The following is a 17816-nucleotide window of genomic DNA, read 5'->3' as shown; positions in this document are numbered from 1 at the left end:
TTCCGCGGATAGTGCCCCGCGCCAACGTGACCTACCCATTCGACCGGCGGCTCGGCGCGACCGTACACGCGAATCCCGCGCGCGACGAAGGGATCGAGCGAAACGAGATCATCCACGCCCAGTGCGACCTCGGACCGAGGCTAGGCGAGTTCGGCGTCGTCGAAGGTCATCTCCGGATTGTCGTACACCGGATCGCCACGGTCGACAGCGATGAATTTCGCCGTACTCCCCCGTCTGCACCAACGCACCCCGACGAAACCAACCCACGAGGAGCAGCATGACCGCCACCTACACCTGGGACGTCTTCTCCACCTTGGACGGCTACGGCTCCTATTCCGAGGACGGCGACTGGGGCGGCTATTGGGGCAAGCAGGGCCCCGAACTGCTGAAGCACCGTGCCGCCCTGTTCGCCACCGAGCAGCGGATGGTCTTCGGGGCCACCACTTTCCGGGAGACCGCCGAGATCATGTCCGCGGGCGTCGACCCCAACACGCTCGACGAGTGGAATGTCCGGACCATGCGGATGCCCGCCATCGTGGTGTCCTCCACCTTGACCGACACGCTCGGCTGGCCGGACGCGACGATCGTCAGCGGCGACGCCGTGGAGATCGTCACCCGGCTCAAGCAGGAATCGGATGTGCCGCTGCGCTCACAGGCCAGCCTGTCGCTGAACCGGGCACTGATGGCGGCCGGTCTCGTCGACCGCCTCCAGCTGACCATCTTCCCCGTCATCTCCGGACGGACCGGGACCAGCCCCGTCCTCGCGGGGGCGGGCGACTTCGACCTCGAACTGCTCGAGAGCCGGACGCTCGACGGCCGCACGCAGGAACTCGTCTACCGGCCTATCCCGCGGTGAGGGTGTCCGCACGCTACGTCCCCGTCACATCGCCATACCTCGCGGTCGCGGCGGCGGCCAGCACGGTCGCCGCAGCGGCGAGCGCCACAGTCGCGGCCCAGCCGAGCCAGCCGACGGCGGCGGCCCCGAAGGCCGTCCCGAGGCTGCCGCCGATGAAGTAGACGACCATGTAGGCGTTGTTGAACCGTGCGGGCGCGGGCCCACATATCCGGCGGAAATCGGCCCGCATAGCGCCCCGGCATCGAGCAGCGCGCTACGGGCAGACGATCCACCGGCCGGAGCCGTCCGGCACCGCACCCACCTCGCCGACTCCCTCACCGCGAGTACCCGAAACCGCACCCGCACGGCCAGGGCAACCCACCCGCCGCTCGCTGATCCGCAGCTGAGCACGAGACCAGCCCGGCGTAGGCCGTAGGGCACAGTGGATCCTCATGGGACACAACGACAGTACGGATTCCCTGCGCCGGATGGCCGGTCTGGGCACGCCGATGGCTCTCCGAGTCGCGGTGACCCTGGGACTGCCCGACCGACTCTCGGGCGACGGCGCATCCGTCGCCGACCTCGCGGTCGAGCTCTCCGTATCCCCGATCGCGCTCGAGCTCCTGACAGCCCACCTCGAGACCCTCGGAATCGTCGAGCACACAACCACCGGCTACCGGACCACCGCCTACGGCGCGAACCTCTGCACCTCTGCCGGCAACGGCCTCACCGATCTCCTCCACCTCGATTCCGCGGGCGGGCGGGCCGAACTGGCCTTCGTCGAACTGGCCCACAGCATCATCACCGGACGGGCCGCGTACCCCCAACGCTACGGCCGGGACTTCTGGGCCGACCTGGCCGAACATTCACCGCTGCGCGAGTCCTTCGACCGCCAGATGGTCAACCGCCTGCACGCTCAAATCCCGTGTATGGTCGCGGGTTTCGAGTGGTCGCGCTTTGCCACCATCATCGATGTCGGCGGCGGCACCGGTACGCTACTGGCCGCCATCCTCACCGCGTACCCCCACGTAGCCGGCCACCTGATCGATCTCGAACCGACCGCCGCGCAAGCCCGCCGCACCTTCGCCGAACGGAGCCTCGAACACCGCGCCAGGGTGACAGCCGCCAGCTTCTTCGACCCGCTCCCCACGGGCGGTGACGCCTACCTCCTGATGGACATCCTGCACGACTGGGATGACGAACACGCCGACCGCATCCTGGCCCGATGCGTCGAAGCCGCCGCCCCGGACAGCCGCATCCTCATCATCGAACCGGTCGGAGACCGCCGGGCGAGTACCGAATTCAACCTCGCCATGCTCGCGATTTTCGGCAGCCGCGAACGCCGAATAGCTGAATTCCGCTCTCTCGCAGCGGCACACGGCCTGGTACTCGAGACGGTCCGTGATCTCGCCGAGCAGCGCTGCCTGCTCGAGTTCCGAATGGGCCGATGAGGGAGTGCGAAACTGCGCCTTCCCTGAGCTATCTGACCGAGGATGCGTTCCGGAGCCCAGCGGCGAGCGAATCGCGGGAGCGAAACCCTCGGTTCATGTAACCCCGGGTTGCACACCCAGCTTTGCCCAAACCGCAACGAATGTCCGAACTTTGTCGCTTCAGCCCATCCCACCTACGGTATCCCCCATGGCAACGCTCGCAATCGACGATCTGCCCGCCCCGGCCGCGAATGTCCTGCGCCGACGAGCTCGAGCGGCCGGCCAGCCCCTCACCGAATTCCTCCGCGCTGAGCTGACCCGCCTCGCCGGAACCCGGGTCCCGGTCGACGCTATCGTCGATTTCCTCGATTCGGACAATCCCACCAGCGATTCCCCCGAATTCGACGCCACCACAACAGCATTGAGCCACGAGTACAACCTCCCCCCGGAAACCGTGCAGGTACTCACCCGCCGAGCCGACGCCACCGGAATCCCCCTCCCCGACTACATCCACCGGGAACTCCTCACCCTGGCCCGCCGCACCACAATCGACGACGTGGTCCTGGAACTCCGTGAGGTCCAACAACAGAACCCCGACCTCCAAATCGATATGGAAGCGGTGATCTCCGCCGTCCGCTACGCCCGCGCCGATTAACCCCCTGGGAGATCGCGTCGCGACCGCGATCCACCATCGGCATGTCGATGAACTCGGCTGCATCACTGCGCATGTGGAACACCGACGGTCGTCACGAACCAGGCCGATCGAGGCGGAAGAATCGGGTGATCCACGCCGCCCCCTGGTCGAACACCTCGCTGACCAGTACTGCCGCGCATCCTCGCAGAAGCCGAACCGATAAGCCGCCGACTGCTTCCGGAGTGGCGGCACGCTCGAGCGTAGCGGCCGCATATCGTGGTGCCGTGACGACTGTGCGGCGTTTCCGGCCTTCGGCGAGGTCTTGAATGACCATCGCCCTCACCTACCACCCGGTCGGAGCCACCCGTCCGGCCGATCCTCGGTGGCGGGAGCATCCGGCTGGGTTTCGGTGGTTCGCGCAGACCGTTGCCATCGGGTGCGGCGACGAGTTCTGGGCGGACGTGTCCGAGGATCTGCTGCACTGGGGGGTCAAGCGGCGCAGTGGGTTTCGGGTCAGCCCGTGCGGCAGTGCCGACGATCGCATCGCCGAGGGTGCGGAATACCGGATCTCGGTCGGGCTCGGACCGGTGTCGGTGCGCGAGCCGGTGCGGGTGGTAGCGGTGGTCGACCTACCCGATAGACGCGGGTTCGCCTATGGCACTCTTCCCGGGCACCCCGTATCGGGCGAGGAGGCGTTCATCGTCCATCGGGATCCGGACGGCACTGTCCATCTCACGCTGCGATCGCTGACACGACCGGCACCCTCCGGCGTCTGGAGATCGGCCTTCCCCGCGCTGCTCATTGCCCAGCGCTGCTACCGCCGCCGATATCTGCGGGTTTTGATCGACTGACAACACCGCCGAGGAGAACCAGCAGCTCGCCGACTTCGATGCGAACTGCTGTCGCCGAGCCCATCGGCTACGTGTTCATCACGCCCATTGTCGAATCGCCCAGCTCCCGCCAGCACGTCACCGCGCCGATCGCAGCGGTCGAGAACGGATCCGCGGTCGTATGGCGTACGCAGTCGGTGCCGCTTCGCACCTCGAGAAGGGTGAATTGGCGGGCCAGACCACGATCAGCGAGATGACAGAGGTTGATTCACTACTCGATGCCCTGTTCGGGCTCTGAACCGTCGCGGTAGGGCACCGACGGTAGGTTCGGCTCATGGGGAGAATGATCTCAGCCGTGCGCCTGCCGGGTAGATTCCACCGGCCATTAGCGATCGCGATCGGCCTCGTCGCGGCGTTGGCGGTCGCGAGCGTGCTACCGGGTTGGTGGTGTGGGCGCGACGCCGACGAGTGGTATCGCGGCGATGCGGCGCGGGTGCGGGGGCTGGCCGAGGAACTGGTGGCTTTCGAGGTCGCTGACGATGCGGGGCGGGCCGACGGGTTGTCGGAGCTCGCCGAGATGTGGGGGTTGCTCGTTCATCAGATGACCGCGCTGGGCTTGGCGCAGGTATGTCTGGAGTATCCCGAGTGGCGGGATCGCTACGCGCCCATCGCGACTCGCGCGGCGGCCAAGAGCCTGCTGCCCGAGATGCGGGCGGAATTCACCGCCGCCTGGCACGGCCGGGACGGGATGGCCGAGCTCGACAGCTCCGACGGACACGCCTACCTCTCCTATCCCGCTCTCGCGCTGGGCATGGCGCGCCTGGTCGATCCGGCGTTTCCGGCGGACCTCGCGGCCGAGCACGACGCAATGATCGCCGCGTTCGAGCGCCGACTGTTCGCCTCCCCGACCGGCCTGCTGGATACCTTTCCCGGCGAGGCATACCCCACCGATGTGGCCGCCGTCGCCGCCGCGATCGCGGTGCACGGCCGTGCGACGGGCAGCGACCACACCGCAGTGCTGGCGCACTGGGCGCAGCGAGTGCGCGAGGTGCAGATCGATCGAGCCACCGGACTGATAGTGCAGCGCATGGGAGTCGACGGCCGGGCCCATGACGCCCCACGCGCATCCGGCACCGGTTTGGCGGCCTACTTCGCCGGTTTCGCGGACCGCGCACTCGCCGCGGACTTGGCGGCAGCGCTGTTCCGCCAGGAACGAAGCATCCTGGGCTTCAGCGCAATCGACGAATACGGTGACGGTTACGACGGCCCCGGAGATATGGACAGCGGCCCCTTGATTCTCGGAACCTCCATTTCGGCAACCGGTTTCGCGCTCGCCCCCGCGCGTGCGTTCGGCCACCGCGATGCCTTCACCCGCCTGTACCGCACCACGAATCTCTTCGGCCTCCCGCTGCGCAGCGGCCCCCGCCTACGCTTCGCCACCGGCGGTGCTATCGGCAATGCGCTGCTGCTCGCATTCCTCACCTCCGGACCGGAGCTCGCATCATGAGCACCCCCGACATCTCGCGGCTCCGCGCCGTGTGGAAACCGCTGCGCATACCGCTGATCCTGGCAGCGCTGTACATCGTGCTGCATCCGATCGCGGCGGCACTGTCGGCACGGAACGGTTTCGGCTCACCCGATGGCCTTGGCATCGCCTACCTGGCCGTCACCAGCGCACTGGTAGCACTGCGGATCGTCCTGCTGGTCGTCGTCCCGGCGGTCCTCGCGTACCGCGTTGCGGCGCACCTGGTCACGCGCGCCCTCCACCGAATCCACCCCGCAGCCTTCCGATCCCACCCTGTCCGCGCAGTGACCCGCACTCGTTCACCCCGTACCCCCGGCGGTGACGTATCCGGCCCCCGCCACGATTCGCCACATGCGCTCGGGGTGGCCGGATGCCGTCGCAGCACGCTGACCACGGTCGGACCGCCGGGGCTAGCGTGTACACCATCCGATGCCCAGCCGCGTGCCCTCCGTCAGGCAGAGGATCATCAGCAGGGGGAAGAGCACCAGCGGCGTGGCGAACACAAGGTGCGGCGGTGCGGAATGGAAGAAGGCGTCGATCGGGATCCACGCGAGCACGGCCGCGAAGATCTGCCCGAAGACAACCAGCCAGGCTCCGGTGAGCAGCAGCGGTAGTCCGGATACCCTGCCGCGCAGCAGAAGTATCGCGCCACCGCCCAGCAGTCCCGCCACGAGGAGAAAGGCCCAGCAGAGCAGAGTGAGCAGATTGTCCGCGGTGATCGTCGAATCGCCGAGCGCGAGGTAGTCCGCGTTCTGCCACTTGCCTTCCTGCGACCGCATCCAGGCAGCGAATGCCATGGAGCCCCACAGCAGCGCACCGGGGAGGGCGAGCCAGGCGGCGAACCGGTGGCGAATGCGCCTGGCCCGTACCCACTCTCGATGCGCCCGCGACACCACCGAACGGTCCATCATCCAATCCCCCTCGTGCCGAGCTCGCCCGCACGGCCTGAGACCGATATTAGCGATGAGATGTGGGCATCCGCGGGATTCGATGTGGAGATACGGTGAGCGTCCACTACCTACCTAGGCATTGCCCAGCCGGTCCGCCAGCCATGCGTGCACATGCTGAATCGCGGTGGCCGCCATGGTCGTCGGAGATGATGTGAAGCCGTGCACGGACTCGGGGTACACCCGCACGTCGAGATCGTTGCCGGCGGCGCAGAGCCGGGCCGCCATGGCCAGGTTGTCTTCGAGCAGGATGTCCGACGCTCCGACGGTCAGCAGGATCGGCGGCAGGTCGCGGAGGTCGCCGAACAGCGGTGAGATATCGGGGTCGGTCCGGTCGGTGACGTGGCCGACGTAGGCCGGGATGAAGTATTCGTCGGCGTACCGGCGGCCACCGGGGGTCTGTCCACTGAGGTCGTAGGCTCCGAATTGCAGTGCGGCACCGGCGAAGCGGTGGACGAGACCGCTGTCGCGCAGTCGGAGCAGGGTCGCCATGGCCAGGTTCGCGCCCGCCGACGCTCCCCCCAGCGCCATACGGCTTGTCCCGAACTCTGTTTCGGCTTGCTCGACGAGCCAGCGGGCCGCGGTTTCGCAGTCGTCGGGGGCCGCCGGCCACGGATGTTCCGGGGCCAGGCGGTAATCGACACTCACCACGGCGATTCCGAGCACATCGGCCAAGCGTTCGTTGCGCACATCGTCCCTGGCCGCCGAGCCCATGTAGAAACCGCCGGCGTGGATGTCGAGATAGACGCCGCGAACCGTGCTCCCCTGTGGCGCGATAACCCGCACGGGCACACCGCGTCCGGCTGCCTCGACGAGCCGTTCGACAGCGCGGTCACTCGCCGGTGGGGGCGATCCGGCCTGCCGGTCGCGCACCTGCCGGAGTTCATCGTAATCGGCCGGACCGGAGGCAGCGGGCGCGGCGGCGTTGTGCTGCCGACTCTCCTCCGCAAAGGCCAACAGCTCCGTGTCGATCAGCGTCTCGAGCCCGAACCTCATGATCCTCCTCGTGGCATTGTCCGGCCGACCCGCTCGAGGGTCGGCGCCACTCGGATTCTCTCTCCCCGTTGATCTTCCGACGCAACCGGGCACAGCTACGACCGGAAAGGCCGCGAATGGCAACGCTCTGAATGTGCTAAGTCCGACGCATTGGGTCGTCGTCGTCGCCGCGCAGTCGCTCGGTATCGGCGAGGTTCGCCCACCAGCGTTCGCAGAGCAGGAGGTGCGGGTGATCCGGCGAAACAGGTGATAGCAGCGATTCCGCGATCGCGGCGGAAGTTCGTGCGGCACTTGCCGATGCCACTGCTGCGAAAACCACGACACTCCTCCTGTCAGCGCGGACTCAGCCCCAGCCACGCTTCAGGACTCCAGGGGGAACATCGACAACGATACGTGCTCACGCGCGGACAGTCGAACATTCCGCAAACTCGGCCGCTGCCGACAGGACCCGGTTTCCGCCCTGTTTGCCGCTGGGCCACCCGAGTGCATCCCCGTCAGCCCACCGGTGTGCGACGCCCGCGAATAGTCAGAGCCCGTCCCCTGCGTACTCGCTCTGGGCGGCGATCGCGGAACCCATCCAGCGGAGCAGGTAGGCGCGCAACTGCTCCTCGGTGCGCGGCGGATTGCCCGGTGACACGAAGAACGAGTGCATGGTGCGCAGGACGTACTCGACCAGTTCCAGCAGCGCCGCGTCGTCGTAGCCGTACTTCTCCCAGTCCACGTCGAAGCGGCGGATCATCGACATGCCGAAGGCTTTGGCCTGTTCGGAGGTGAGGCTGTCGGGGTCGACGTTGGAGTAGGAGTTGGACAGCAGAATGCCCAGGTGGGGGGTGCGGCGGACCTCGGCGAGGGTGTAGATCACGCCCTCGGTCATGGCTTCGACGGGGTCGTCGAGGCCCGCGACGTGCGCGGTCAGCCGGTCCAGGAATCCGTCGACCGAGGCGATGGCCGCCGCGGTCATCAAGGCGTCGGCGCTGGGAAAGTACCGGTACACGGTCTGCCGGATGACGCCGAGCGCCTCCGCGACATCGGCGATGCCGATCGCCGCACCGGTCTCCCCGATCAGTTCGACCGCGGTGGCCACGATACGACTATGCGCCTCTTCGTCATTCGCGGGCGGACTGCCGCCCCATCCGCGTCTACGCGCCACCGGGCGGACAGTATCACAGCGGCGGCACCGCATCCGCGCAGGTGGGCGGATTCCGGCAAAGCGATCATACAGTTAGACGTCTCTTTGTATGATTGTCGCATCGCGTCCGCCGGGCGCGACACCGATCGACCCCACATCCCGAGGCGAGGTACGCCCTGTGACCCACGTGCAACCCCGAAAGATGGACTTCGGCTTCGAGGAGGCCGACGTCCCATTCCTGTGGAACCCGCAGAATCCGGCCTGGTCGAGCATGTCCAACGCGGTCTCGTTCCTGGCCGTCGGCTTCGAGAAGATGATCGTGAAGCTGATCATGCAGCTGAAGCCGGTGCTCACCGATCCGGAGGTGGCCGCGGAAGCCAATGCGTTCATGCGGCAGGAAGGCCACCATTCCACCGCCCATCGTCAGCACGTCAAGGCGCTGATCAAGCGGTACCCCGGGCTGCAGAACACCCTCGACGCGGTGATCGGCGAGTTCGACCTGCTCACCGAGGCCACCTCGCACGACTACCGGCTGGCCTACACCGCCGATCTGGAGGCGACGTTCACACCGGTGTTCAAGCTCATGCTCGACAACGAGGAGACGCTGTTCCGGCCGGGTGACGACCGGGTCGCGTCGCTGTTCATCTGGCATTTCGTGGAGGAGGTCGAGCATCGCAGCTCCGCGCTGATCCTGTTCAACGCCCTCGTCGGCGACGAGCTCTACCGGATGCGGATGGCGCCGTCGATCTTCGCGCACGTGATGAAGGTGATCCGGATCGCGTGCACCGGGTTCAACCAGCACGTTCCGCTGGCCGACCGGCAGGTCGACTCGCTGTCCATGTTCGCCCGACATCGCGCCAAACAGCGGGTGCTGGAGTACTTCGCGCCGTACCTCACCAAGGGGCCGATGCCGCGCGCGTTCGACGGGCTGCCGCGGCGGGAACAGCTCACCGCCCTCGCCGGTGTCGTCCGCAGCCAGCTGCCCAAACACGATCCGGAACATGAGAAGCTGCCCGAGCTGGCCGACCGCTGGTTCGAACGCTACGACGCCGGTTACGACTGCACCCGCTGGTACACCGCCGAGGCGCTGACCGGTTCGGAGGCGAACTGATGGCCGACCTGTGCACGCCCACCTTCGCCGATCTCGCCGCGCGGATGGGCTTCTCCTGTGATGAGACCGGCGGACTCGTCGAATTCCGCAATCCCGCCGCATTGGAGAACTGGACACTGCCGGTACTCGAGCTCCTCATCGTGCTCGGCTCGGTACTCGCGCTCGTGTACGCGATCGTCCGGCTGCGCCGTCACGGTGACCCCACCAATCTGGTGCTCTGGTTCGGCGCGACCGCCTACCTGTTCATTATCGAACCGCCGCTGTACTTCCCGGCGGCCTTCGGCATCGACGAACACGTCGACACGATGTTCGCGCACAACCTGTTCACGGTGGAGTTCCTGTGGGGGCGGCTGCCGCTCTACATCATCGCGATCTATCCGCTGATGGCCACCCTCGCCTTCGAAATCGTCAGAATGCTGGGCGTTTTCCGGCGCTACGGCGTCGTACTCGGCGCGGTCTGCGTGGGCTTCGTCCACCACGCCTTCTACGAGATCTTCGATCAGATCGGGCCGCAGCTGCGCTGGTGGGAGTGGTCGGTCGACAATCCGATCAATCAGCCGATGTTCGATTCGGTGCCCTTGCCCAGTGTGGTCGTCTTCGCGGCCCTGTGGCCGATGTCGCTGGCCCTGTGCGTGCAGTACTTCGTCGGCCGACACGTCGACTCCGGCACGCACTTCAGCGGCCCGCAGCTGGTCGGGCGCACGGTGGTTATCGGACTCCTGGCCTCGGTCGGCACCTTCGTGCTGCCGCTGCCCGCCACGGTCTTCGGCATGGGCAGCGATACCGTGCGCGGATTCCTCTACGCCGCCGAGCTTGTCGTCCTGTCGGTGGTGGCGGTGGCGCTACTGGCTCGCCAGTGGTCCGCGCTGCGCAATGGCAGCGCCGCCGCACCCGGTTACCGAAACAGCTTCGTGCAGTGGTACTCCGCGATCTATCTGGCCGTCATGGCACTGCTGTGGATCACCGCCCTGCCCGACTTCCTCGGCGCGGAAGACGGCATCACCGCCAACGGCGACCCGATCGGCAACCTCTGGTACACGATCGCCTGCTTCGCGATCGCCATCGCGACCATTGTCGCGACTTTCACGGTGCCACAGGTGGACTCACGCGGCACTCGACGCGAAGCGGCCGAACCCATCGCGACCGAGGCAAGCTAGCGCGGGAACGATCGGAACACCGATCCTTCGACATCGCGGCGATAGTGGGCTGCCGTCATGCGGCTGCCCACTTCCGTCCGGGCTCGCCACATTGACCTCGACGCTGTGTGAATGTTCAGCGTCGAGGTGCCGGAGATCCCCCGACCGGTCACTGCTCGTCGCCATGCACCTCAGCACGTTGAGTGTGTGGCGACGTAGCCGTCGAGGAGTGCGGCCAGTTCGACTGGGCGTGCCAGAGCGGCGTAGTGGCCGGCGGGGAGTTCGTCCGGGGTGATGGCCAGGCGGTCGGCGACCACGCGACGCAGGAAGTCGGCTGGGAACAAACGGTCTTCGGTGCAGACGATGAACTTCGTGGGGATATCCGGCCAGCTCGGCAATGGCCACGGGGCCGCGCCGGCCGCGGTAGACGGGTGGTTGCGTTCGCGGCGACGCGCCCGCGCGGCGAGTTCGGCGGGTACGTCGTGGTAGTACAACGCGTCGTCGTCGACGTATTCGGTGCTGGACTGATGACCGGTGGCCTCCCACCAGTCGTCCGGCCGTTCACCCGGCAGCGGAACCATGCCCGCGACCAGGACCAGCAGATCGGCCGCCAGTCGCGCGGCCGCCAGCGGCGCGGTGAAGGCCCCGAACGAATGGCCGACCACCACGAGATCGGACCGGTCACCGACGGCCTCGACGACGGTGTCGGCATAGCCGTCCAATCCGACCGAATCATCATCGGCCGGAAGATCGGGAGTGACGACATCGTGCCCGCGACGACGCAATTCCGCCGCCACCACGTGCCAACTCCAGCCGCCGTCCCCGGCGCCGTGCACCAAAACGAACGTGCTCATGGTCACCTCTCCGCCGTCCTGCCACCGCAGGCTACCCGGAGTGCGCCGCGGGGCGTGATCAACGCCGCTCCCCACCCGCTCCGGGCTGCCCCCGCCCGCGTCCACCGCGAAGCCACCGCCCGGCCCGCAGAGCCAGCCAGCCCAGCCCGATCAGCAGGAGCAGCACCGCGATGAACGCGACCACCGGGACCGCCAGCGCCAGGACGGTGAGCGCGAGCGAGGTGCCGTCCTCGGCGGTGGAGACGACCGGATTGCCCGCGCCCGCAGTCGTTCCCGTGACGAACGGCCGCGCCGCGGTGCGCCCGGCGTGCACACTGCCCGCGGTGATCGCGCCCAGCACGGCGGCGACCCCGGGCGGCAGATTCGCGGACAGGCTGGTCTCGGCCGCGAAGAGGATCGCGCCGGACACCGGGGCGACGAGCACCCCGATACCGTGCACCACCGAATCGATCGCCGGGATCTTGTCCCCGACGAGATCGAGCAGGAACACCACCCCGATACCGATCAGCACCGGCGTCGACGACAGCCACCCGTACGAACTGCCCAGATCGATCCACCCCACCCGATCCGCGACCCCCACCGCCAGCAGCGGCAACCACGCATTGAGCCCCGCCGCACCCGACAGCCCGAACGCTCCGAGAACCGCCGCGACGGCCGCTGTGATCTCCATGCCACAAGTCTGCCGCCACGCACCGACAGCAGGCGATATTTGCCCGGCGAGGTGCGGGAAGGTGTTGCGCGCCGATGACGGCGAGCGGATACATAGATCAGCGCGATCCGGCGGCAGCCGCAGCGAATCGCGGCGGTACGGGCTGCCGCGTGCCGAAACGGTTCCGGCGATTCGCGTTCAGTCTGAGCCGTAGCGGACCCACGGCGCACCGGAACGGGACGTGCCGCGCTCGCGCGGACAGTGGCGGCTTATTGAATTACATTGATTCCGTGGGGTTTACCGAATTCGCGCCAGGTGATGTCGTGTGGTTTCCGGAGGGTCCGTTCCGTGGGATCTGCGGGGTGGTGCGCGAGGTGGACGCCGGTAATGCCAAGCTACACATCGACTTCGGGGAGGGGCTGGCTCGACGTGAGGGAAATGTGCTGCGCGAGCAGAGGCACCGGTTGACCGTGAGTTTCACGGAAGTCGAGTTGGCTTAGCCATTTCCGTCCGGGCGGAGACGCGAATCCGTGTTCAGTCGGGCGGCGGTGTCGTGGCGCGAATTCCGGCGAGCACCACGGTGACGATGCGCTCCGCGTCCGCGCGGTTGAATGTGCGCATGCCGCGGTCGACGATGAGATGTACGGGGCCGGAGATCATCTCGCCGAGGAAGGCGCTGTCGACCGAGGGCAGCTCACCGCGGTCGACAGCGATGTCGACCCGACGCCGCAGCGCGGCCACCCGCTCGTCCAAGACCTTGGTGAGCATCTGCACGGTGTCGTTCCGGCGGTCGGGCTGGACAGCCTGCGCGAGGGTCCGGCCGAACGGCGTTTCCAGGGCTCCGGCGAGGGCCAGCAGGTAGTCCACCAGGTCGCGGTGGATGTCGCCGGTGTCGGCGACCGAGGCGAGATCCTCGGCGTAGCGCAGCAGCGCCTCGACCACCAGTTCCTCGCGGTCGGGCCAGTTGCGGTAGACGCTGGTCTTGTTCACCCCGGCACGCTCGGCGACCTCCTCGTAGCGGAAGCCCGCGATGCCGTCACGCGCCACGAGTTCGGCTGTGGCAGCGAGGATCTGCGCCCGCACCCGGGCGCTACGGCCACCGGGTCGCCGCGCGGGCGAGCGGTCCGCGCTCTCGTCGGCCATCGCCAGGCTCACCTCCTCCGTTCGGATGCCGATTGTCGTCAGCTCCGGCATTGCGGTGCAAACCGGTGGTCAGTATGCTCCACAAAAGCAACAGTTTGTTGCTTTTAGCATCAGGCTTGGAGGCCATCAGTGAAAGTCCTCGTCTCCGGCGCCGGTATCGCCGGACTCGCCTGCGCCCTCGAACTGAGCCGTCGCGGGCACGACGTCACCGTCGTCGAATCCGCCCGCCGACTCCGGCTCGCCGGTACACCCATCGATATCCGCGGTGACGCGATCGAGGTCGTGGGCCGGATGGGGTTGCTCGCGACGATCCAGCGGCACCGGGTCCGGATGTCCGAACTCACCCGGTTCGTCGACAGCGACGGCGAGCCGGTGGCCCGGATACCGATCGCGGAGATCAGCGACTCCGACGACGACATCGAACTCCTCCGCGAGGATCTCGTGCGCATCCTCGCCGAGGCGCTCCCGGACACCGTGGCGATCCGCTTCGACGAGTCGATCGTCACGGTGACCGACGACGGTGACGGGGTCGCCGTGCGATTCGCCTCCGGCCGCACCGGGCGGTACGACCTGCTCATCGGAGCCGACGGTCAGCATTCCGCGGTTCGCGCGCTGGTATTCGGCCCCGAGCGGGACTACGCCCGGCACCTCGGCGTCTACTTCGCGCTGGCCGACCTTCCCACCGCGGCGCACAGCGGGGACACCAACGCGATCTACAACGTCCCCGGCCGGATGGCGGGCATCTTCCGATACCGCGACAAGGCCGTCGCCAACTTCCAGTTCCGTTCGGAGCCCATCGATTACGACCACCGCGATCTGGACGCCCAGAAGCGGATACTCCTCGACGCCTTCGCGGGCCACCGATCGTGGCGGATCCCCGAACTGCTCGACGCGGCCCGCGCCGATCCCGGCTTCTACTTCACCTCCGCCAGCCAGATCCGCCTGCCCGGCTGGCATCGCGGTCGCGTCGTCCTGGTCGGCGACGCCGGGTACTGCCCGGCGTACCTGTCCGGTCGGGGCACCTCGCTCGCGCTCACCGGCGCTCACTTCCTCGCCGAGGAAATCGAGCGGTTCGGCGGTGACCACGCCGCGGCTTTCGCGGGATACGAGACCCGGCAGCGCCCCTATGTCACATTCGCGCAGGGCCGCGTCGACAGCGGCCGCGAGCGGATCGTGCCGCCCACCCGGGCCGCCATCGCGGCCCGCGACGAGGCGCTGCGAGCGCACGGCACCACGCCCTGAACCCACCGCGCCATCCGCACCCTGCGCGGCCGACTCATCCGGCCCTCGCATCGACATCCCTACGCGCTGAAGAGAATGCACAGTGAAACACAGGCTGGAGAACCACGCCCCCGTCGTCCGGGAGTACCGCTGGAGTAGGCGGCTCATCCTCTGGGCGGCCGTTCTCACCCTCGCCAATGTGCTGGCCGATGTGGTCATCGGTTCGCCCATGATGGTGCTGCCCCAACTGCTGGACCATTTCGACACCGATCAGGCGGCGTGGCTCAATGCGAGCGCCATGCTGGCCGGAGCCATCTGGTCACCGCTGCTCGCGAAGAGCTCCGACATCTTCGGCAAGCGCCGGATCCTCATCGGTGCCCTGCTGCTGGCCTGTGCGGGAGCGCTGGTCTGCCTCCTCGCCCCGAACCTCTGGATCTTCCTGGCGGGCCGCTTTCTCCAGGGCGCCGCCTTCGCGGCGGTATTCCTGACGGTCGCCCTCACGCGCCAGATCTGCACCCCGAAGGTGGCGATGGCCGTGGTCGGACTGGTGACATCCGGATCGTCGGTGGTCGGCATCGTCGAACCGTTCCTGATGAAACCGATCATCGATCTGTTCGGCTATCAGAGCATATTCATGGCCGCGGCGCTGCTCGCCGCGGCGGCCGCGCTCTGCGTACGCGCCTTCATCCCGGAGTCGCCGATCCTGGGCCACGGCCGGATCGACGTGGGCGGGGCACTGCTGCTCGGCGGCGGGCTCGGCGCGGTACTAGCCTACATCAGCCTCGGCAGACATCTCGGATGGGGATCCGGGGGATGCTCACGCTGCTGGTCGCCGGGTTCGGCGCACTGGCCGGTTGGGCTGTGCTCGCACTGCGGGTGGACGAACCCGTCATCGATATCCGAGCGCTGCGCCGTCCGATCCTGTTGACGCTGCTGGCACTGGTGCTGGCGGCGGGCTCCTTCCGAAGCATGCTGCAACTCACGAGCATTATCGCCCAGGTGCCTCCCGACCTGGGGCTCGGGTACGGATTGGGTGACGGCGAGGCGATCGCGGTGCTGCTCGCCACACCCAATCTCGGCATTGTGGTCGGCGGGGTGTGCGCCGGATGGATCGCGGGGCGGTTCGGCCCCGCGATCCCCCTGCTCGGCGGCATCCTGGTCGGTGCGGTGGCGACCTTCGCCATGCTGGCGGGTGTATCGACGCTCCCTGTGGCCATCGCCTGCGGTGCCCTGGTCGGCATGGCGGCCGGTGCGATCGGCGCCTCCGGCTACAACCTGGCGACCGATCTCGAACCGGCCGAACGGCAGGGAACGATCGCCGGTCTGGTGTCGGTCGTGCTCGCCCTCGGCTCGGTGGTCGTCAACTTCGCCGGGGGCGAGGTGCTCAAGGCGACCCGGATTCCCGGAACCCTCGCCGACGGGGCTCCGGTGAGCACGGCGACCGGCGTACATCTCTATGTCACGATGGCGGGAGTCCTCTTCGCCCTCGCCGCGGTGCCCGCGATCATACTGGTACGCAACAGGTCCGCCGCACCGGCGACACCACGGCAGCCACGTTCGCATGCGGTGGGCCGGTGATTCACCCGGTGGCGACACTGTGCAACCGCGACCGCACCCGCCATGTTCGAGTATCGACACCCGGGTATTGCGTGCGACCGTGCCGCTGCGGCAGGTTCGGACTGTCATTCGTCCGGTACAGGCGTACCGGCGAATCCGACGCCGCGAAGCCGACCGATCCCGATGGGAGTTGATTCGACAGTGATGTCGTATGTATCCGGGCGCGTACCCGGCCGCCGGATCATGGCAGCGATCTTCCTGCTCGCGCTGGCGCTCAGCGCGTGTGGCCGGGCGGAACCGGCCGAATCCGGGCGGCCCGGCCCCGAGCTGCAACGGTTCTACGAACAGCAACCGGCATTCGGTAGTTGCGACGGATACGCCACCACCGCGGCCGATGCCCAAGCCTTCGCCGCCGACCCCGAATTCCGCTGCGCGCGAATAGAAGTGCCGCTGGACTACGATGATCCCGACGGACGGACCATGCAGATCGCGCTACTGCGAGCCGCCGCGGGTGGCGAGCGGATCGGGTCGCTGCTACTCAATCCGGGCGGTCCCGGTGGTGCCGGAATGAGCATGGCCGCCGTGGCCGGGAAGACCTGGGCGGGTAGCCCGGTAACCGAGCGGTTCGATCTCATCGGGTTCGATCCGCGCGGTGTCGGGGCCTCGATACCGGCCGTCGACTGCTTCACCGACGCGGAGATCGAGGCCGGAACAGCCGTGACCTCCGTGACGGTCGGCGCCGGGACGCTCACGGAGGAGGACAGCCGCCGGTTGGTCGACCGCTGTGCCGAGCGCTCCGGAGGCAGGGATGTGCTCGCCCACGTCGGCACCCGGGATGTGGTGCGCGATATGGACATTCTGCGCGCCGTGCTCGGCGACGAGCGGCTGAACTTCTTCGGTCAGAGCTACGGCACCCGGCTCGGCGCGGTCTACGCCGAGACCTTCCCGGACAAGGTGCGCGCGATGGTCCTCGACGGAGCCATCGACCCGCGCACCGGAACCGATGAACGACGCATCACCCAGTGGGCCGGCTTCCAGCGATCCTTCGACGAGATGGCCGCCGCCTGCGCCACCCGACCCGAGTGCCCGCTGGGCACCGATCCCGGCACGGCCAGCCGAAACTTCCAGACCCTGCTGCGGCCCTTGCTCGATCGGCCGGTACCCGTGACCGGCGGTGGGGAGCTGACCTACGACGCCGCCTGGGGCGCGGTGGTCGCCGGACTTTACGACTCGGCCGCCTGGCCCGCCATCGAGAAGGGTTTGGCCGAGATCGCGGCCGGTCGTGGCGACACCCTGAGCGCGATCGGCGAAGTCTTCGCCGGACGCGGCCCGGACGGACGCTACCCCAATTTCACCGAGGCGCTCTACGCCATCAACTGCATGGACGAACAACGCCACACGCCCGCCGAAGAGGTGGAGCTCAAGCGCCGAATCCAAGCGGTGGCCCCCTTCCTCGACGCCGGGCGCGGCGCCGAAGGCGCTCGGGATCCGTGCGAATTCTGGCCCGCCGAACCCACTCTCGGCTTCCCCTACGCCACCGATATCGAGGGCCTCCCCCAAACCCTCACGATCTCGGTGACCGGCGACCCGTCCACCCCCTACCAAGGCGGTGTCAGCCTGGCCGAAACACTCGGCGGTGCACTTCTCACCGTCGAAGGCGAACAACACACCGTCACCCTTTCCGGAGCCAGCGACTGTGTCAACGACGCCGTCGCCCGATATCTGCTCGATCCACAGCGCCCGATCACAGTGCGGAGCTGCACCCTGTGAGCGACCCCCGATCGCGTCGGAATCGACGCACTACCGTCGTAGGGCGAGG

Annotated in this window: 20 protein-coding genes; 12 read left to right on the top strand and 8 right to left on the bottom strand. The window is 67.8% G+C overall.

Annotated elements, in window-relative coordinates:
• Positions 1-277 precede the first annotated feature (277 nt).
• Positions 278-856 (top strand): dihydrofolate reductase family protein, encoded by a 579-nt coding sequence (locus QMO76_RS16375; protein WP_306362151.1) that lies wholly within the window; start codon positions 278-280, stop codon positions 854-856.
• Positions 857-869: 13 nt separating this feature from the next.
• Here the strand turns inward: QMO76_RS16375 and QMO76_RS16370 are convergent, their stop codons facing one another.
• Positions 870-1085 (bottom strand): hypothetical protein, encoded by a 216-nt coding sequence (locus QMO76_RS16370; RefSeq protein ID WP_306362150.1) that lies wholly within the window; start codon positions 1083-1085, stop codon positions 870-872.
• A gap of 202 nt (positions 1086-1287) precedes the next feature.
• Here QMO76_RS16370 and QMO76_RS16365 point away from each other — a divergent pair, with 202 nt between their 5' ends.
• The 4 genes from QMO76_RS16365 to QMO76_RS16350 all read left to right on the top strand — a co-directional run bounded on the left by QMO76_RS16365 (position 1288) and on the right by QMO76_RS16350 (position 5236).
• Positions 1288-2286: a methyltransferase gene (locus tag QMO76_RS16365; RefSeq protein ID WP_306362149.1), complete on the top strand. Its 999-nt coding sequence runs from the start codon at positions 1288-1290 to the stop codon at positions 2284-2286.
• Between the two features lie 187 nt (positions 2287-2473).
• Entirely contained in the window at positions 2474-2920 is a 447-nt protein-coding gene (locus tag QMO76_RS16360) for a hypothetical protein (RefSeq protein ID WP_306362148.1), read from the top strand.
• 305 nt (positions 2921-3225) lie between these two features.
• Positions 3226-3750, top strand: coding sequence for a DUF1990 family protein (locus tag QMO76_RS16355; RefSeq protein WP_306362147.1), 525 nt, complete (start codon positions 3226-3228; stop codon positions 3748-3750).
• Between the two features lie 313 nt (positions 3751-4063).
• Positions 4064-5236, top strand: a complete 1173-nt coding sequence (locus QMO76_RS16350) for a hypothetical protein (RefSeq protein ID WP_306362146.1) — start codon at positions 4064-4066, stop codon at positions 5234-5236.
• Between the two features lie 125 nt (positions 5237-5361).
• On the opposite strand, the gene QMO76_RS16345 is transcribed toward QMO76_RS16350, so the two are convergent.
• The 4 genes from QMO76_RS16345 to QMO76_RS16330 all read right to left on the bottom strand — a co-directional run bounded on the left by QMO76_RS16345 (position 5362) and on the right by QMO76_RS16330 (position 8347).
• On the bottom strand, positions 5362-5505 hold the full coding sequence (locus QMO76_RS16345; protein WP_306362145.1) for a hypothetical protein: 144 nt from the start codon (positions 5503-5505) through the stop codon (positions 5362-5364).
• A gap of 159 nt (positions 5506-5664) precedes the next feature.
• Entirely contained in the window at positions 5665-6165 is a 501-nt protein-coding gene (locus tag QMO76_RS16340) for a hypothetical protein (RefSeq protein ID WP_306362144.1), read from the bottom strand.
• Positions 6166-6276: 111 nt separating this feature from the next.
• Complete coding sequence (locus QMO76_RS16335; protein WP_306362143.1) at positions 6277-7197, bottom strand: alpha/beta hydrolase; 921 nt, start codon at positions 7195-7197, stop codon at positions 6277-6279.
• A gap of 526 nt (positions 7198-7723) precedes the next feature.
• Positions 7724-8347: a TetR/AcrR family transcriptional regulator gene (locus QMO76_RS16330; RefSeq protein ID WP_306362142.1), complete on the bottom strand. Its 624-nt coding sequence runs from the start codon at positions 8345-8347 to the stop codon at positions 7724-7726.
• Between the two features lie 157 nt (positions 8348-8504).
• On the opposite strand from QMO76_RS16330, the gene QMO76_RS16325 reads away from it, so the two are divergent.
• Both QMO76_RS16325 and QMO76_RS16320 read left to right on the top strand, forming a co-directional pair.
• A complete protein-coding gene (locus tag QMO76_RS16325; protein ID WP_306362141.1) occupies positions 8505-9437 on the top strand; it encodes a metal-dependent hydrolase in 933 nt (310 codons plus the stop codon).
• Positions 9437-10594, top strand: a complete 1158-nt coding sequence (locus QMO76_RS16320) for a hypothetical protein (protein ID WP_306362140.1) — start codon at positions 9437-9439, stop codon at positions 10592-10594. Before QMO76_RS16325 ends, QMO76_RS16320 begins: the two co-directional genes overlap by 1 nt.
• 170 nt (positions 10595-10764) lie before the next feature.
• Here the strand turns inward: QMO76_RS16320 and QMO76_RS16315 are convergent, their stop codons facing one another.
• Complete coding sequence (locus tag QMO76_RS16315; protein ID WP_306362139.1) at positions 10765-11427, bottom strand: alpha/beta fold hydrolase; 663 nt, start codon at positions 11425-11427, stop codon at positions 10765-10767.
• A 58-nt stretch (positions 11428-11485) separates the two neighbouring features.
• Positions 11486-12097: a DUF4126 domain-containing protein gene (locus tag QMO76_RS16310; RefSeq protein ID WP_306362138.1), complete on the bottom strand. Its 612-nt coding sequence runs from the start codon at positions 12095-12097 to the stop codon at positions 11486-11488.
• A 269-nt stretch (positions 12098-12366) separates the two neighbouring features.
• Between QMO76_RS16310 and QMO76_RS16305 the strand changes: the two genes are divergently transcribed.
• Entirely contained in the window at positions 12367-12576 is a 210-nt protein-coding gene (locus QMO76_RS16305) for a hypothetical protein (protein WP_306362137.1), read from the top strand.
• 34 nt (positions 12577-12610) lie between these two features.
• On the opposite strand, the gene QMO76_RS16300 is transcribed toward QMO76_RS16305, so the two are convergent.
• Positions 12611-13219, bottom strand: a complete 609-nt coding sequence (locus tag QMO76_RS16300) for a TetR/AcrR family transcriptional regulator (protein ID WP_306362136.1) — start codon at positions 13217-13219, stop codon at positions 12611-12613.
• A 129-nt stretch (positions 13220-13348) separates the two neighbouring features.
• Between QMO76_RS16300 and QMO76_RS16295 the strand changes: the two genes are divergently transcribed.
• The 4 genes from QMO76_RS16295 to QMO76_RS16280 all read left to right on the top strand — a co-directional run bounded on the left by QMO76_RS16295 (position 13349) and on the right by QMO76_RS16280 (position 17767).
• Positions 13349-14461 carry an FAD-dependent oxidoreductase gene (locus tag QMO76_RS16295; RefSeq protein ID WP_306362135.1) on the top strand — a complete coding sequence of 371 codons (1113 nt, stop codon included), beginning with the start codon at positions 13349-13351 and terminating at the stop codon, positions 14459-14461.
• A gap of 82 nt (positions 14462-14543) precedes the next feature.
• Positions 14544-15368, top strand: coding sequence for an MFS transporter (locus QMO76_RS16290; protein ID WP_306362134.1), 825 nt, complete (start codon positions 14544-14546; stop codon positions 15366-15368).
• Positions 15302-16018, top strand: a complete 717-nt coding sequence (locus tag QMO76_RS16285) for an MFS transporter (RefSeq protein ID WP_306362133.1) — start codon at positions 15302-15304, stop codon at positions 16016-16018. Before QMO76_RS16290 ends, QMO76_RS16285 begins: the two co-directional genes overlap by 67 nt.
• A gap of 183 nt (positions 16019-16201) precedes the next feature.
• The gene (locus QMO76_RS16280) at positions 16202-17767 is read left to right on the top strand and encodes an alpha/beta hydrolase (protein WP_306362132.1); all 1566 of its coding nucleotides are present in this window, start codon (positions 16202-16204) and stop codon (positions 17765-17767) included.
• Positions 17768-17816 lie beyond the last annotated feature (49 nt).

Source organism: Nocardia sp. CC227C (genome assembly GCF_030767025.1).
Taxonomy (GTDB): domain Bacteria; phylum Actinomycetota; class Actinomycetes; order Mycobacteriales; family Mycobacteriaceae; genus Nocardia.
This window is presented reverse-complemented; position numbering and strand designations above follow the sequence as displayed.